The organism is Neobacillus sp. Fa239, from assembly GCF_055395235.1.
Map to the genome: position 1 here is coordinate 1,988,995 of NZ_AP041611.1, position 16,238 is coordinate 2,005,232.

At 40.9% G+C, this 16,238-nt stretch carries 15 protein-coding genes and 1 pseudogene; 12 read left to right on the forward strand and 4 right to left on the reverse strand.

All coding sequences use genetic code 11. From position 1 onward, the window contains the following. Positions 1-23: 23 nt before the first annotated feature. A pseudogene (gene clpP / locus ACZ5XR_RS09455) lies at positions 24-608 on the forward strand (ATP-dependent Clp endopeptidase proteolytic subunit ClpP); the annotation flags it as partial. Between the two features lie 72 nt (positions 609-680). Here the strand turns inward: clpP and ACZ5XR_RS09460 are convergent. Next, positions 681-902 (reverse strand): hypothetical protein, encoded by a 222-nt coding sequence (locus ACZ5XR_RS09460; protein ID WP_464501401.1) that lies wholly within the window; start codon positions 900-902, stop codon positions 681-683. A gap of 140 nt (positions 903-1,042) precedes the next feature. On the opposite strand from ACZ5XR_RS09460, the gene ACZ5XR_RS09465 reads away from it, so the two are divergent. The 4 genes from ACZ5XR_RS09465 to ACZ5XR_RS09480 all read left to right on the forward strand — a co-directional run bounded on the left by ACZ5XR_RS09465 (position 1,043) and on the right by ACZ5XR_RS09480 (position 4,314). Further along, complete coding sequence (locus tag ACZ5XR_RS09465; protein WP_464501402.1) at positions 1,043-1,504, forward strand: GNAT family N-acetyltransferase; 462 nt, start codon at positions 1,043-1,045, stop codon at positions 1,502-1,504. Next, positions 1,504-1,962, forward strand: a complete 459-nt coding sequence (locus ACZ5XR_RS09470; RefSeq protein WP_464501403.1) for a hypothetical protein — start codon at positions 1,504-1,506, stop codon at positions 1,960-1,962. The genes ACZ5XR_RS09465 and ACZ5XR_RS09470 overlap by 1 nt, the downstream gene beginning before the upstream one ends. A gap of 211 nt (positions 1,963-2,173) precedes the next feature. Then, positions 2,174-3,049: a DMT family transporter gene (locus ACZ5XR_RS09475; RefSeq protein ID WP_464501404.1), complete on the forward strand. Its 876-nt coding sequence runs from the start codon at positions 2,174-2,176 to the stop codon at positions 3,047-3,049. Between the two features lie 230 nt (positions 3,050-3,279). Further along, a complete protein-coding gene (locus tag ACZ5XR_RS09480) occupies positions 3,280-4,314 on the forward strand; it encodes a sulfite oxidase (RefSeq protein WP_464501405.1) in 1,035 nt (344 codons plus the stop codon). A 28-nt stretch (positions 4,315-4,342) separates the two neighbouring features. Here ACZ5XR_RS09480 and ACZ5XR_RS09485 read toward each other — a convergent pair whose 3' ends face one another. Next, entirely contained in the window at positions 4,343-5,647 is a 1,305-nt protein-coding gene (locus tag ACZ5XR_RS09485; RefSeq protein ID WP_464501406.1) for an Nramp family divalent metal transporter, read from the reverse strand. 242 nt (positions 5,648-5,889) lie between these two features. On the opposite strand from ACZ5XR_RS09485, the gene selB reads away from it, so the two are divergent. Next, positions 5,890-7,776: a selenocysteine-specific translation elongation factor gene (gene selB / locus ACZ5XR_RS09490; RefSeq protein ID WP_464501407.1), complete on the forward strand. Its 1,887-nt coding sequence runs from the start codon at positions 5,890-5,892 to the stop codon at positions 7,774-7,776. A gap of 542 nt (positions 7,777-8,318) precedes the next feature. On the opposite strand, the gene ACZ5XR_RS09495 is transcribed toward selB, so the two are convergent. Then, positions 8,319-9,728: a TerD family protein gene (locus ACZ5XR_RS09495; protein ID WP_464501408.1), complete on the reverse strand. Its 1,410-nt coding sequence runs from the start codon at positions 9,726-9,728 to the stop codon at positions 8,319-8,321. A 225-nt stretch (positions 9,729-9,953) separates the two neighbouring features. Here ACZ5XR_RS09495 and ACZ5XR_RS09500 point away from each other — a divergent pair, with 225 nt between their 5' ends. The 6 genes from ACZ5XR_RS09500 (at position 9,954) to ACZ5XR_RS09525 (ending at position 15,450) form a co-directional block, all read left to right on the forward strand. Continuing rightward, positions 9,954-10,988, forward strand: coding sequence for an efflux RND transporter periplasmic adaptor subunit (locus ACZ5XR_RS09500; RefSeq protein WP_464501409.1), 1,035 nt, complete (start codon positions 9,954-9,956; stop codon positions 10,986-10,988). Continuing rightward, positions 10,988-11,698, forward strand: coding sequence for an ABC transporter ATP-binding protein (locus ACZ5XR_RS09505; RefSeq protein WP_464501410.1), 711 nt, complete (start codon positions 10,988-10,990; stop codon positions 11,696-11,698). Before ACZ5XR_RS09500 ends, ACZ5XR_RS09505 begins: the two co-directional genes overlap by 1 nt. After that, positions 11,667-12,842 carry an ABC transporter permease gene (locus ACZ5XR_RS09510; RefSeq protein ID WP_464501411.1) on the forward strand — a complete coding sequence of 392 codons (1,176 nt, stop codon included), beginning with the start codon at positions 11,667-11,669 and terminating at the stop codon, positions 12,840-12,842. Before ACZ5XR_RS09505 ends, ACZ5XR_RS09510 begins: the two co-directional genes overlap by 32 nt. An 89-nt stretch (positions 12,843-12,931) precedes the next feature. After that, entirely contained in the window at positions 12,932-13,603 is a 672-nt protein-coding gene (locus ACZ5XR_RS09515; protein ID WP_464501412.1) for a response regulator transcription factor, read from the forward strand. 11 nt (positions 13,604-13,614) lie between these two features. Further along, positions 13,615-14,865, forward strand: a complete 1,251-nt coding sequence (locus ACZ5XR_RS09520; RefSeq protein ID WP_464501413.1) for a sensor histidine kinase — start codon at positions 13,615-13,617, stop codon at positions 14,863-14,865. Between the two features lie 90 nt (positions 14,866-14,955). Then, on the forward strand, positions 14,956-15,450 hold the full coding sequence (locus tag ACZ5XR_RS09525; RefSeq protein ID WP_464501414.1) for a PepSY-associated TM helix domain-containing protein: 495 nt from the start codon (positions 14,956-14,958) through the stop codon (positions 15,448-15,450). Positions 15,451-15,486: 36 nt separating this feature from the next. On the opposite strand, the gene ACZ5XR_RS09530 is transcribed toward ACZ5XR_RS09525, so the two are convergent. Further along, positions 15,487-16,107, reverse strand: coding sequence for a TetR/AcrR family transcriptional regulator (locus ACZ5XR_RS09530; protein WP_464501415.1), 621 nt, complete (start codon positions 16,105-16,107; stop codon positions 15,487-15,489). Positions 16,108-16,238 lie beyond the last annotated feature (131 nt).

The following is a 16,238-nucleotide window of genomic DNA, read 5'->3' on the forward strand; positions in this document are numbered from 1 at the left end:
AAAACGCTTTCAAGGAGGAGTTCCAAATGAGTACGATACCTTATGTAATTGAACATTCCAACCGTGGAGAACGGTCCTATGATATTTATTCCCGTTTATTAAAGGATCGAATTATCATCATTGGGGATGAAATTAACGACCATGTCGCAAACAGTGTTGTCGCCCAATTATTATTTTTAGCCGCCGATGCTCCGGATAAGGAAATTTCTCTTTATATTAACAGCCCGGGCGGTTCCACTTCAGCAGGATTTGCGATTTTTGATACGATGCAATACATTAAGCCGGAGGTGAGGACCATCTGCACAGGGATGGCTGCCTCATTTGGCGCCATGCTGCTTCTTGCCGGTACGAAAGGGAAACGGTATGCACTGCCGAATAGTGAAATCATGATTCACCAGCCGCTAGGCGGCGCCCGCGGCCAAGCAACGGAAATCGAAATTTCAGCACGTCGTATTTTAAAGTTAAGGGAGCATATAAATCAAATTATTTCCGAACGGACCGGTCAGTCAATTGAAAAGGTGGCAAAAGATACTGACCGCGATTATTTCATGAGTGCGGAAGAAGCAAAGGAATATGGGATTATTGATGAAATTTTGTATCCAAAATGAGGTTGAATGAATGCCCGGATTTAGGTTCCGGGCATTTTTTGTGCTTGGAAAGGGTCCCAAGCACCTTTTCTATTAAAAATGGATTTTATCCTTTGGTTCCTCAAGCTGCATCTTTTGGAGTTCCAACTTCATTTTTTCCGTTTCAATCAAGTAGTTTTCGTGTTTAAGCCTTTCAAGCTCCAATTCTTCTTTAATCATTTTGTGTTTCATTTTGGTTTGCTGCTGGAAATGCGAGGTAACGATTGCAACAATCGGAATCGAGAAAATCATAACGACTGTAACCAGACCTGTCATAAGGCTCCTCCTTAATTTTACTTTATAGATAAATAATAACACATAATATACAGAGAATTCCCTTTAAAAAAGGTTTTTTGCTAGTGGTGGAGAATATAATAAATGGTTAATTTTTAAGATTAATAAGGGGTTTATGGTTCATGATTCAATATCTCGATTTTCAAGATAGGAAAATAGTAAAAAGGTTATTTGCGCTGCAAAAAGCCTCTTATCTCATCGAAGCGGAGTTAATTCATTTTTATGATATCCCCCCTTTGAAGCAGTCTTATGAGGAGTTTGAAAGAAGTGGAGAAACGTTTATCGGATTTTTTGAAGGGGAAGAACTGGCTGGAGCTCTTTCCTATGAAATCTTTCATCAACAGCTAACCATTTGCAGAATGGTGGTCCATCCTCATTTTTTTCGGAAAGGGATTGCGAACAAATTATTAGCTTTTTTAGAAAATAATCATCCAACCATTCCTAGTTTTAAAGTTTCAACAGGCAGGGAAAATACTCCTGCTAAAAATTTATATTTGAAAAATGGCTATCAGCTAGTCGAGGAAATGGAAGTAATTCCTGGTCTATTCATCAGTCATTTTGAAAAAAGAAAGGGAGAAATATAATGACAGAAGCAACCCTACCTCACAAAAAACTCGCTGTTCATTGCTTTAATGCAGTCTGGGACTTGCTTGATTTAAAAGAAAGAACAGTGGATGAGAATGAGCAAATGATCCACTTAGCGCATACATCTTTTTGGCATTGGACACAGGTTGTCGACCACACACCGCAAAATTTATCAATTGGATATTGGCAATTATCTAGAGTATATGCGGTTGCCGAACTGGGGGAGAGAGCATTATATTTTGGTGAACGCTGTTTGGAAGTCAGCTTGAAGAATGAAATTGAACCATTTTATATTGGTTATGCTTATGAAGCTTTGTGTCGTGCTAATGCTCTTTTACAAAGAAATGAGTTAGCACAGGAACAATACAAACTCGCATTGGAATATGCACAAATGGTTAAGGTCGAGAAATCAAAAGAAAGTTTAATAAAAGATTTAGATTCGATTTCGCGTTTTTGATTAATAAATACTAAAAGTAGACCTTATATATATAGGAATATGTGTTTATATGTTCATGGATTCAAACGATGTTTATTTGTCCACTTAGTAGGGTCAATCCCTACTTCTTTTTATTTGTCATGACTCGAAAATAATGCTCGGTTGAGGTCTCCCCGATGTTGTGGTATGAGTTTTTCAAAATTAAATTTTACTAGAAGTATGGTGATTATATATGAAAAATGCATATTTCAAATATGTAGTAGCATTGCTCTTATTTGGTTCCAACGGAATTGTTGCAAGTTACATCAAATTGAGCAGTAATGAAATTGTTTATTTACGGACTTTGATTGGCAGCCTGTTTCTAATTTTCGTATTGGTACTGTCTAAGCAGAAAGTACAGTTTTGGAAAAATAAATTACACTTTCTGTATTTAGTGGTTTCCGGTGTGGCGATGGGTGCAAGCTGGATATTTTTATTTGAAGCTTATGAACAAGTCGGTGTCAGTATTGCCACGCTATGCTATTATTGCGCTCCCGTAATTGTCATGATCCTCTCACCACTTATATTTAAGGAAAAAATATCGAGCGCTAAACTACTTGGATTTCTTGCAGTAATCATTGGAATGCTTTGTGTAAACGGGGAAGCTTTTATACAGGGAAGAATCTCCTTGGGGTTGATTTTCGGAATATTATCGGCAATCATGTATGCCATTATGGTAGTGTTCAATAAAATGGCTGTGAGCATAACGGGACTTGAAAATGCCACATGCCAGTTAGTTATTAGCTTTATAACGGTTGCAGTTCTTATGGGCTTGAAGCAAGGATTTTTGGTTCATATTATGGCAGGAAATTTGATACCTATACTGATATTAGGCGTTGTAAATACAGGAATCGGCTGCTATTTCTATTTTTCTTCCATTGGTCGTCTGCCCGTTCAGACAGTATCGATTCTCGGATATTTAGATCCTTTCTCCGCATTAATTTTTTCAGCTGCCATTTTAGGTGAAAAGTTAAGTCTTATGCAAATAGCTGGGGCAGTGTTGATCTTAGGAGGTGCAGCATTTGGGGAATTGTTTCGGTCTAAAAATAAACTAAAGGAAGCAATCTGATTCAGTGGGCTTAGTAAGAATTATTTCTAGTGACACAGCGTGAAAATCCAAACAAACTATGGTATGTAAGGATCCATGGGGGAGTGGCTTTTACAAACATGGCATAGGACACAGGTAGAAGACCATACCCCTAAAAATCTATCAATCGGATAACTTCAGGCTTAATGAATGATTTCAAAAACCCTTCATATGAATTTAATAGCGAAAGTCTTTATCATGAAAGGAGCATCATGAATAAACCATACTTAATTACCAAGTCATTAACCCCCGAAAATCAGGAAACTCCCATCCAATTCATTACAGGTGATATTGTCAATAACAGCTTATTCTACCGAAGGAACCACTTTCCATATCCAAGTTTTCTGTCATCGTTTTATTTGCTTCCGATTGATGGCCGCGTTCATTCTTCAAAAGTGTTTACCTTGCAGGAGATTCTCGCTTTGCCTTCGAAAACGAATAAAGTTGTTTTGGAATGTGCCGGCAATAAAAGGGAGCATTTTGAACCGAAAGTATTTGGTGAGCAATGGGGAAAGGGTGCCATCAGTCAAGGAATCTGGAAGGGAGTATCGCTCGGGACATTGCTTCAGCAAACAGGGTATCTTGATTCTGCAAAAGAAATTGTCTTTGAAGGCTATGATTTTGGAGAAAGACCGGATACAAATCAAATCCACTATTTTTCTAGGAGTTTGCCATTGGAAAAAGCACTCCATCCCGATACCATCATTGCCTACGAATATAACCATCAACCAATTTCTTTTAAGCATGGATATCCTCTTAGATTAATCGTACCGGAATGGTATGCCATGGCTTCGGTAAAATGGCTTAAAAAAATAACGGTGATTGATCATGAGTTTAGGGGACCCTTTCAAGCTATTGATTATGTTTACTACCTAAATAATGAAAAAATCCCGGTGACAACAATCCACGTGAACTCTACGATTCAAAATCCAGTAGACAGACAGGTTGTAAACACAGGGTTTCATCAGCTAACAGGTATTGCCTGGACAGGTACAGGGAGAATCACCAGTGTCGAGGTGAGTCTGGATGGGGGAGTGACTTGGGCTTTAGCAAAACTAGATCCATCCCATGACCATTATGCCTGGGTAAAATGGGGCTATAATTGGTATGCCAATAATAAAGGAGAATACACCATTTTATCGAAAGCCACAGATTCTGAAGGTCATGTTCAGCCAAAGGATGCAAAGTGGAATCCGAAAGGTTACGGTTACAATGCAATGGATGTGATTCATTTAAAAGTAGAATAAAAAAAATGACCAGCTATGGTCATTTTTTTTATCCAAAAAACGTCTGCATGATCAACCAAACATTTAATCCTAATATCACGATGGCAAAAATGCTTGATAGAATCGTTGTGATCCTTTTATTCGTTAACACTCCCATGATCTCCCTCTTTTGTGTGAAGTAGATAAGGGCAATAATCGGAAACGGAAGTACGAGACTTAGGATGACTTGACTGATGACAAGGGTACGAGTCGGGTCAACGCCAATTGCAACGATAATGACTGTAGGTGCCATGGTAACCAGGCGGCGAATCCATAATGGAATCGTGAAGCCGACAAACCCCTGCATGATGACCTGCCCGGCCATCGTTCCAACGACAGAGCTTGATACACCAGAAGCGAGCAATGAGATTAAGAATACACTGGCTGCAGCAGATCCAAGCAGTGGAGTGAGTGTATGATAGGCAGAGGTCAAATCCGCGATATGACTGTTCCCGCTGTGGTTGAACACAGAGGCGGCCATGTACATCATCGCCAAGTTAACAAATCCTGCTAATATCATTGCAATCAGAATTTCTTTTGTGCTGAATTTTTGTATTTTAATTTTTTCCATATCATTCCTTGGAACAATTCGGTTTTGCGTCAAGCTAGAGTGCAAGTAAATGGCATGCGGCATAACAGTAGCACCGATCACACCGACCGCAAGCATAATGCTTTCGTTGCTTCCAAGCCAAGGCACCACACTGTGGTACGCAATCATTGAAAAGTCTGGTTTTGAAAGCAATGTTTCGACCAAATAGCATAAGCCAATCAAGACCGCGAATGCGGCAATAAATTTTTCCAGTGGACGGAAACCGTATTTCTCTAACATTAAAATCAAGTAGGTCACAATTCCGGTGATAATCGTGGCATATAGCATGGGAATGCCGGCCAGTAAATTAAGAGCAAGCGTCGCTCCTAAAAACTCTGCAAGGTCGGTTGCCATGGCCGCCAGCTCTGAAACAACCCACATAATGATGGTAAGCCATTTTGGCATATTAGCGCGGCAAATTTCCGGCAGGCTTTTTCCGGTTGCAATTCCAAGCTTTGCTGACATGTTTTGCAAAAGCATTGCCATCAAGTTGGCTAAAACGATCACCCAAAGCATGTTATACCCGAATCGGGCACCACTCTGAATGTTCGTGGCGAAATTTCCTGGATCTACATAAGCAATAGAGGCAATGAAAGCAGGGCCGAGAAACGGAAGCAGCGCCCGGATGCCTTTAACTTTACCATTTATGGCATCTCTTGCGGCTGAAACGGTCCGGTGTTCTGCAGCCTGGGTCCGTTCAATAGCTACTGTATTTGTTTGACCCATAAGACACCATCCTTTCGTTCGTTTTGTTTTTTCGTTATTGCAAGCTTTGTTCGTTCGTCAATAAATGTTTCCTTAGTGCAAAATTTATATATCATTATTATATAAAATTTTGAAAAATTTGTGTATCTATTTGCTTGAAATTTACAAATTAGGCGATTGGAATATATCTTAAAATGTTTGCTTGAACAATTTTGCCAATAAGGCTACAGTAAAATGGAAGAGTGATAAAGTAGGTGGCAAACTTGGAAAAGAGATATTTTACCATTGGCATGGCGGGGCATATTGATCATGGGAAAACGTCGCTAACAAAAGCGCTGACCAATGTGGATACCGATCGTTTAAAGGAAGAAAAAGAACGTCAAATCTCGATTGAACTCGGATTTGCACCATTATATGAAGATGATGAAATTCAAATCTCTGTCATAGATGTTCCTGGACATGAGCGGTTTATCAGGCAAATGATTGCCGGTGTTGCCGGGATTGACCTCGTCGTATTGGTCGTTGCGGCAGATGAAGGAGTCATGCCGCAAACGAAAGAGCATTTGGAAATTTTGAAATTTCTGGGGATCAATACCGGAATCATAGCGATCACAAAAATTGACCGGGTGGATGAAGAATTTATCGAGCTTGTTAAGGACGATATTTTAGAGGAATTGAAAGGAACTGTGTTTGAAGGCGCCCCGTTCGTTCTCGTTGACAGTCTTTCCAAAAAAGGAATTGAAGAAATAAGAGAGCTCATCATTCGGACATTGAAGGAAAAGGAAACGCGAGAGACACGAGGGGCTTTTCGGCTGCCGATTGACCAGGTGTTTACGGTAAAGGGCCAGGGGACGGTAGTTAGGGGAACGGTTTATGAAGGTACCGTCGAAGAGGGGCAATCGTTAACAATTATGCCAAAAGGCGTAGAAGTTCGCGCCAGGCAAATTCAGGTTCATCATCAGTCATCGCCGAAGGCATATGCGGGACAAAGGGCTGCGATTAATCTTTCCGGAGTGTCAAAGGATGAGTTAGAACGCGGGGATGTTTTGGTTTCATCCGAACATTTTATCGTCACAAAAACACTAGATGTCGCCATCAGGGTCACCCGAGACCTTGAGCATTTGGTAAAGCAGCGGATGCCGATTAAGCTGCATATTGGAACCGCTGAAGTAATGGGCAGGATTGTTTTCTTTGATCGCAATGAGTTAAAGGAAGAGAACGGTGAAATCCTCTGTCAGCTGAGGCTGGATGAAGAAATTTTGACAAAAAGAGGCGACCGTTTTATTATCCGCCGTCCCAGTCCGCAAGAAACCATTGGCGGAGGCTGGGTAATCGACCCACGTGGAAATAAATATAAATTTGGTCATCAAACCATTGAAGAGCTTGAGAAGAAAAAAGTGGGTACCCCGAAGGAACGGATTACTGCTGCACTTTTTGAAGCAAAAAGTCTGCCGTTTGAAGAGTTAATGAAACGAACTTCTTTAGATGAAGAGATGCTCTCCATACAGTTAAAAGCAAATGATTTTATCTTATATAATGGAAAGGATTATTCACTAAAATGGTTGATTGATTCCATTGAAGAGGATGTATATGATCGTTTGGAGGAATTTCATCAATCCCATCCCATGAAGCTAGGAATGAATAAGGCTGAGCTTTTACAGTCCATGCAAAAGAGGTTCTCAAAACCTCTTTTGGATTTTGTTCTCGAAAATGGGATTGCCAAAAGGATATTTACAAGGAAGGAACAGTATGTGTCCCTTTCAAGCTTTTCTCCCCATGTTCCAAAAAGCTGGCAAAAACGGACTGAGAACATGTTAGAAGTTATGAAGAAAGATGACCTTAAAGTCCACCATTTCAAAGATTATTATTTAGCTGCGGGAATTCCGGCAAATCTGGAAGCCGATATCCGGCGATTCTTAGAAGACCAAGGACAAATCATCTTTCTTGATGACCAATTTGCTTATCATGGTGAAGTATTTAATATGGCAGCTGAAAAGCTTCGCAGTGGAACAGGATCAGAGTTTGAAGTCGGGGATGCGAAAAATATTCTCGACCTTTCCCGAAAATACATGATTCCCTTCTTAGAAAAATTAGATGCCTTGGGATTGACAAAACGAGTAGAAAATAAGCGAGTTTGGATGCAAAAATAAAGAAGAGGCTTAGATGAGCCTAACGGGTTTCGTTTTCGGTCGCAAAACCCGGAAATGTAGCACAATTTGTACTGCCTTTTGTATCTCTTTTTGCAATTAAAAATAAAATGGCTCAGTTCATTACTGAGCCATTTTTAATATCCATTTTTGGCCGCCTGAATGCTACCAGATAAAAAGATGTTGATTCCCTCAACTGGGTCCGTGAGGGTCCACTCTTATCTGTTGGGGGGTGGTTAAGCAGCCGATCTGATAAATAGACGGAGAAATTCCTCTTAATTAGTAAAATGCACTGAAAATAGCTTAAATAGACGGAGAGATTCCGCCTATTGACTCGAAAAACATGAAAATGATGGATTTTTCTTTGCTTAACCGGAAATCCTCCCCTTATTTCCCCCGAAAAGAGCTTCATTCTGAATTTAACCGAAATATCTCCGCTTATTTTAAATATTACTGGTTACTCCATAAAGGATTAGACTACTTACTTACATTTTAATGTTAGTGATAGTGAACGGAACCCATTATGAGATAAGCCTTTTCTTTTTTTAAGACAAAAATTCTGTAGGATTTAACCCGAGTTCATGGCAAATATCTGCGACCATTTGTTTTTCGTATTGATCAAAGTTTCCATCCGCATACCCGATCGCAATGCAATAGCGGGCAATTAGCCTTGCCATCTCTGGTTTGGTTCTCATTTTCCCTAAAGCCCGGAACGCTTCAGCCCGCCCGACCACATGGTCATTTTCTATCTTCGAAGTAAACAGGTTGAATTTTTGCAGGACCTTTTGTGAATCAAAAACACGGAGTTCTTCACTCTGGTTGACAAATTCAATCATTTTTTGCCGTTCAGCCATATCTAAATGGCCGTCTGCCATCGATACCAAGGCACATGCTGCAACAACCGCATCCAGAACATCCTGGCTCTTATAGCGGGCAAAAAGCTCTTGTGCTCTTCGTTTTTGATTGTTCGCCCATTCTGCATAGTCTGTCTGCGAAGGGGACCAAGAACTGCCACAATTGTTGCAGGTGAATTTCAATTGATTCTTTCCAATAAAACCGCCCAGTAGACCGATTGGTCCAAGGATCAAGCCGCCGATCGCCGCTTTTCCAAGCCCAAAGCCTTTTTGTCCTGTTCGAACATTGGAGGAATGGCATCGCGGACAGATAATTTCCTCCCCGCCATATGTATGGTTGGCAATTGGTGCAGAAGGGTAGGCAGTTGACGGATATCCATAGGCAGGCTGCTGAAAGGCTGCTGCCTGCTGTTGATATGGAGTCACAGGCTGTTGTGTATATGGATGAAAACTATTTTGATTTTGCTGGTATGAATTGGGTTGATAAGTATTCTGCTGCATAGATGATATGGTTGGCGACGGTGCATCGTCGACCGAAACACCAAAATTCCGGCATAATGCCGCTAAGCCCCCTTGAAATCCACTGGCAATGGCGTTGAACTTCCATTCCCCATTATGGCGGTAAAGCTCAGCCGCTACAATAGCCGTTTCCACTGTAAAATCGCGGCCAAGATCAAACCGAATCAGCTCTTCATTCGTTTGTTCATTAAAAATTCGCACATAAGACTGGGAGATTTGTCCGAAATTTTGCCGTTTTACTTGGGCATCATGGATGGTAATGGTAAAGGCAATCCGATGAATATGTGCCGGCACTTTTTTTAAATCAATCTTGATTTGTTCATCATCCTGTACACCTGATCCAACCCGATTATCCCCGCTGTAAAGGATTGACCCATCCCCGCCTGATGGGTTGTTGTAAAAAACAAAATCCTGATCGCTTTGAACCTTGCCTGTTTGTCCCAAAAGGAAAGCAGAAGCGTCTAAATCAAATTGATTCCCGAGATTACTAATATTCCAGCCTAATCCGACGACAACATTTTGCAGACCAGGGTAGGATTTAGTTAAATCCACTTTTTGGCCCTTACTTAAGGTAACACCCACTTTTTTCACTCCTAACCAGTTTTCTTACTTCCATTATAAAACGATTATTGTTATAGAACGAAATTTCTAGAGAGATTTTTTTCCACTATTAAACAGTACGAGCAAGAGGAAGAAAGGTTTCATCCAGATGGTTGTTTTTTAAGGAAAAGTTAAGGAACTAACATAATAATAGGCTTATTCCAAAATAAAAGCATTAGAATACTGACAGGAAAAGGAGTAAGTAGAATGAAAAAATGGATTATTACGGTTATTGTGATTGTCGTAATAGGATTTGTTGGATATCAGTGGTATGGATCAAGAGCAAATGCAAGCTCCGGGAAATTTGCGACCGCTCAGATTCGTACTGCAATGGTTCAAAAAGGGAAATTAGAGGTTAAAGTTAGCGGGTCAGGAACTGTCCAGCCTGTTACGACGGAAGATATCACTTCCACGATCAACAATAATCAAATTGATGAAGTGTTAGTTACGGCCGGTGAGCAGGTTAAAAAAGGTCAGGACCTTATAACCTTTACAGATGGAAGCGATCCGATTACTGCACCTGCAAGTGGGGTTGTAACCACTTTGTCTGTTGCACCAGGTGAACGCGTCCAAATTGGACAAGCTGTAGCCCACTTAACGAACTACACCGATTTACAAACCGTCGTCCAAATTGATGAGCTTGATATTCCAAAAATAAAATTAGGACAGCCAGTGACAGTAAATGTGAATGCCTATCCAGATCAAACATTTACTGGTAAAGTTACAGCTATTGCTAACGAAGGAACATCGACAAATAGTGTTTCAACCTTTGATGTCACCGTTCACATTGATAAACCGACGAACTTGAAAGTTGGAATGAGTACAGAGGCAAGTATTTTAACAGCTAGCAAGAACAATGCGCTGTATGTACCTATAGATGCGGTTCGTACAAGAAATAATGAAAAATTTGTAATTTTAACATCAGCTGACTCTTCTAATCAAAATTCAGGTAACTCTTCTAATCAATATGGCGGAATGCAGCAGCAGGTCGTGAAAACAGGCTTAGCCAATGCAGATTACGTGGAAATAACTCAAGGTTTAACAGAAGGTGAAACTGTCCGGCTTCCACAGCTCGCTATCAGTAATTCTTCCACGAATGGGCAAATGATGAGGGGAGGATTTGGCGGATTTGGCGGATTTGGAGGCGGTGGTTATGGCGGCTCGGGCCGTTCTTTCCGAAATGGAGGTGGAAATGGCGGATCTGGCGGCGGCCAGTCATCTGGTGGAAGGAGCGGAAACTAATGTCAACACCCATAATTGAAATTCATAATATGATGAAAACATATAAGCTTGGCGGTGAAACCGTTCATGCCTTAAATAATGTATCACTTGAAATAAAAAAAGGTGAGTTTTTGGCGATAATCGGACCATCCGGTTCTGGCAAATCCACCTTGATGAATATGATTGGCTGTCTCGATCTCCCTGATAAGGGCACCTATCTGCTTGACGGGAAAGAGATTGGCAAAATGAATGATAATCAGTTAGCGGCCATTCGTAATGAAAAAATCGGGTTTATTTTTCAAAACTTTAATTTGCTGCCGAAATTAACAGCGGTAGAGAATGTGGAACTGCCGCTTTTATATCGAGGATTATCAGCAAAAGAACGCCGTGAAATGGCATTAGAAAGTTTAAAAAAGGTTAGTTTGCACGATAGGGCGGGTCATTTGCCTTCACAGTTGTCTGGGGGACAACAGCAGCGGGTAGCGATTGCAAGAGCCCTAGCCGGTAACCCAGCCATTCTTCTAGCGGATGAACCCACGGGTGCTTTAGATAGTAAGACTAGTAAAGAAATCCTTTATGTGATGAAAGAATTAAATGAATTGGGCCATACGATTATTTTGATAACCCATGATCTGGCGATCGCCAAGCAGGCAAATCGAATGGTCAGCATTCAGGATGGACAGCTTCAAGAAGATGGGGGTGAGCTCATTGGGCATCTTTCAATCTATTAAAATGGCTCTCCGCAGTATTAAAAGCAATAAGCTTCGCTCGGTGCTAACGATGCTGGGCATCATTATCGGGGTTTCTTCGGTTATTGTCCTCGTTGCGATGGCCCAAGGCTCAACGACAAATGTCACCAACCAAATTAATCAGTTAGGAACGAATCTCATCACTGTAAATACTTTTGGAACCGATTTGGCGTTAACCGATGATAAAATTTCGAAGCTTGGCAAATTAAATGGTGTCAAGGATTTTGCACCGGTTATTTCTGGGCGAGTGAGTGTTACAAAAGACCGAACAAACCAACAAGTATCCCTGACTGGTACGACTGCATCCTATGAAACGGTTCGTAATGCCCAGGTTAGTGAAGGACGTTTTATTAATGACCTTGATATCGAATACCGACAAAAAATTGCGGTGCTTGGTGCAACCACAGCGCAAACTTTTTTTGGGGCAGAGAACCCTGTTGGTCAGTACGTACAAATCGATGGAAATTCTTATAAGGTCGTTGGGGTACTAGCTTCGAAAGGAACCTCACTAGGCCAAAGCGGTGATGATGTCGTTATTGTACCGCTAAGCACCGGAGAACGATTAGTGAAACAAACCAATATTAATCAAGTCTATCTCCAAGGACAAAATGAACAGCAGGTAGATTTTGTCATGACCGAAGTAGAAATGGAAATGGCGTCTTTATTTCCAAATAAAAGTGATTCCTATACGGTTAGTAACGAGAAAGATCTAATGGACACGGCAAGCTCGGTAAGCAATACAATGACAATGATGTTAGGCGGAATAGCTAGTATCTCCTTACTTGTCGGCGGGATCGGCATTATGAATATCATGCTTGTTTCCGTTTCGGAGCGGACAAAAGAGATTGGAATACGCAAAGCCATCGGGGCCAAACGGCGGGATGTCCTCCTGCAATTCTTAATTGAGGCAGCTGTTTTAAGCTCATTAGGAGGGATTATTGGAATTCTTCTGGGGCTTAGCATCGGGAAAATTCTATCATCAACTCTGAGTATGACGATGACCTTTTCGTCGTCGGTTGTGTTCATGTCGTTTTTATTCTCCGTTGTCGTTGGTGTCGTTTTCGGGGTATTCCCAGCCAACAAGGCGTCTAAATTAAACCCTATTCAAGCCCTTCGCTATGAATAGCGGTTTGAAAACAAAGCGGTCGTATGTTGCGATCGCTTTGTTTGCTATATAATAGTGGTTAGTTATTTTGATATAAAGGGGCTCTTTAGATGCGTTTATTAGTTGTCGAAGACAATATACCATTACTGGAATCGATTGTGGAACTGTTATCAGATGAATTTGAAGTGGACCAGGCAGCAAACGGCGAGGACGGGTTATTTTTAGCGATGCAAAGGATTCATGATGTGATTGTTCTGGATGTCATGTTACCGGAAATCGATGGATTTGAAGTCCTTCAGGCAATAAGGAAGGATGGATTAAAAACTCCTGTCCTGTTTCTAACCGCACGAGATTCATTGGAGGACCGGGTAAAAGGGCTCGATAGCGGGGGCGACGATTATCTGGTAAAACCGTTTCAAGCAGCAGAATTGAAGGCGAGGATTCGAGCCTTACTTCGGCGGAGCGGCAGCTTAACAACGAATCAAACGATTCAATATCGCGGAATTGAATTACACGGTAAAGAACGGGACATTACAGTGGAGGGTGAAGCGGTTAAACTTACCTCTAAACAATATGAGTTATTGGAATACTTAATTCAAAATAAAGGAGCGATTTTAACAAAAGAACAAATATATGATCGTGTTTGGGGCTTTGATTCTGATACAACCATTGCCATTGTCGAAGTCTTTATGCACCATCTCCGCAAAAAGCTTGAACCATCCGGCTATCATGCAGATATCAAGACCATCCGCGGTGTCGGCTACATGCTGAATGAGGAATAGAGGAAAACAGAATGTTTCGGCAAACACATATTAGGCTAACTTTTATAAATTCATTGGTGTTTATTGTTTTGATTAGCATATTAGGAAGCATTATCTATTTTTACACGGAAAATAGGCTATATCAGGATGTTAATCAGTCACTTAAGGATTCGGTGAACCATTTTAAGCAGCTGCCTCAAGGAGGCCAAGGACCTGATATTGGTGCTCCCCGATTTTTGCGAAGGGACCCACGAATCATGACATTGGTATGGGATGAAAATAATAAGCTAGTGGCAGAAATGAGCCGTGAATCACAGCTCTTTCAAGATCATGAAAACGAGATTCGTCCGAAAAAGTTGGACAGTCTGCAAGATGTAACGTTCGAAAATTTCTCATTCCGTTATATTGCCATTCATGTAAATATTCCACAGCTTGGTAAAATCACCGTTCAAGTCATTCGAAATGTCAATTCCGAAAAAGAATTATTGAACCGTTTATTGATTATCATTGCAGTAGGCTGCGGGATTGGTGTTCTTTGTGCAATTGGGTTCGGCTATTTACTTGCTGGCAGAGCGCTTGTCCCGATCAAAAATGCTTGGCAAAAACAGCAGGAGTTTGTTTCTGATGCTTCTCATGAACTACGGACTCCCTTAGCGGTCATCCAGGCAAAAACGGATCTATTATTCCGTGCACCGTCTGCTACTATTCAGGAGAAGATTCTTGATGTTTCAGCGATTTCCACCGAATCAAGACGGCTATCGAAGCTGGTGGCTAATTTATTGACCTTGGCAAGGTCTGATTCTGACCAAATTGAAATGAAGAAGCAAATGTTTCAGCTGGATCAGCTTTTAAAGGAAATTCTTCTGCATTACGAAGAAATCATTTCTTATCAAGGAAAGTCCATTCATTTGGAAGTTCCCGATCCGGTGCAATTTTTTGCAGATAAAGAAAGAATTCATCAACTGATTATCATATTATTAGACAATGCCATGAAGTACACAAATGAAGGAGGGGAGATCTTGCTCTCCTGTCACCAAAGCCATTCATCGATTACCTTACGTGTGAAGGATAATGGCATAGGCATCCCGGAATCGGATATTCCAAAGATCTTTGACCGCTTTTACCAGAGTGATAAAGCGCGTTCTGCCGCTGAAGGGACTGGGCTTGGCTTATCCATCGCCAAATGGATTATTGACAAGCACCACGGGAAAACAAAGGTTCTTAGTACGCTTGGTAAAGGGACAACGATTGAAATTATTTTTCCAAGAGCTCAAAAAAATTGATTTCTTAAGAAAATCTTAAGGAACTCCTTACATAATACGATTATCAACTGTACAAGCATGAATTGTCTTATGGAAGGGAGTTTATTTAACATGAAGAAACTTAGAAGGGCACATTTATGGATTGGCTTAATAGCTTCAATTTTCATTTTCGCTGAGGCTTTAACGGGATTATTAATGAATGAGCCTTGGTTGGTCGGTCAATCACAAGCTAGTGTAGGACGAGCCAATTTCCAACCGGGGCAATTCTATCAAGGACAAAATGGGCAAGGGAATTCAGCTGGCTCAGGCCAAGCATCAGGTCAGTTCCAAGGTCAAGGAAGTAATGGGCAATTCCAAGGTCGTGGAAGTTTTCGTGGAAATGGAAATTTTAATGGTTTTAGAAGGAATGGGGGAGCCCAAGGAATCTTAGGAACCATCCGCAACCTTCATGAAGGAAGAATCGGCAATACCGATGTAAAATGGCTCCTTGATCTCGTTGCAATTGCAATGATGGCTTTAACCGGGACAGGGGTGTATTTATCCATCAATGTTCTTAGAGCGGAAAGAAAAAGAAAGAAGCATCATGGAGAAATTGATGTAAATTAAGAGAAAGGGCTGTCGATTAAATCGACAGCCCTTTCTTTAGAAGTCAGCCTTATTTATTTGGCCTATTTGGCTGCTAATAAAATGAATGAATTTTAAATAAACAGTCGCCATTTCTTCAGGGGAGTGCGGCATATCTGTTTCCAGCCAATGCTCAATAAGTCCAAAAATGGCGGATGTCCCAATCGCAGGCAAATATTCTTGAACAATGGAATCCAGTCCGTTATTACTGGTTTGCGGTTTGATTACTTTATTATAGAAATTCGCCTTAATCATTTCCTTCATTTTCTTAGGGAAAGCCGGGTCTCCATTTGGTCCTAATAAGACTTTAAAAAAACGACCGTTACCTTGCAGATATTGAAGAATTTGAATCAATACAGGGTATGGTTGTCTGTTGGTAATAGACTCAACGATTCCAAAAGGGTTTATTCGTCGAATGACCTCGCTAAATCCTTCAAGCAGTTCGTTCTGGATCTGCTCCATTAAGTCATATTTATCCCGAAAATGAAGATAAAAAGTGCCTCGATTTAATTCCGCTCTGGCTGTCAAATCGCGAATTGTAATACTTTCAAATCCTTTTTCCTCAATTAACTCAGCAAGCACATCTTTCAATAATTGGCGGGTGCGAGCTGCCATTTGCTGATGGACTTTCTCAGACATCGTTTCCATACTCCTTTTGTAGGATTGAACATTTTTCAATTTATTGTTGATTGTATTTCATGTAAATCCATTGTAATCTGAACACATAGGAACGGTCAACACGGTGTTCATTAAGTGAAATGAAGAGGAGG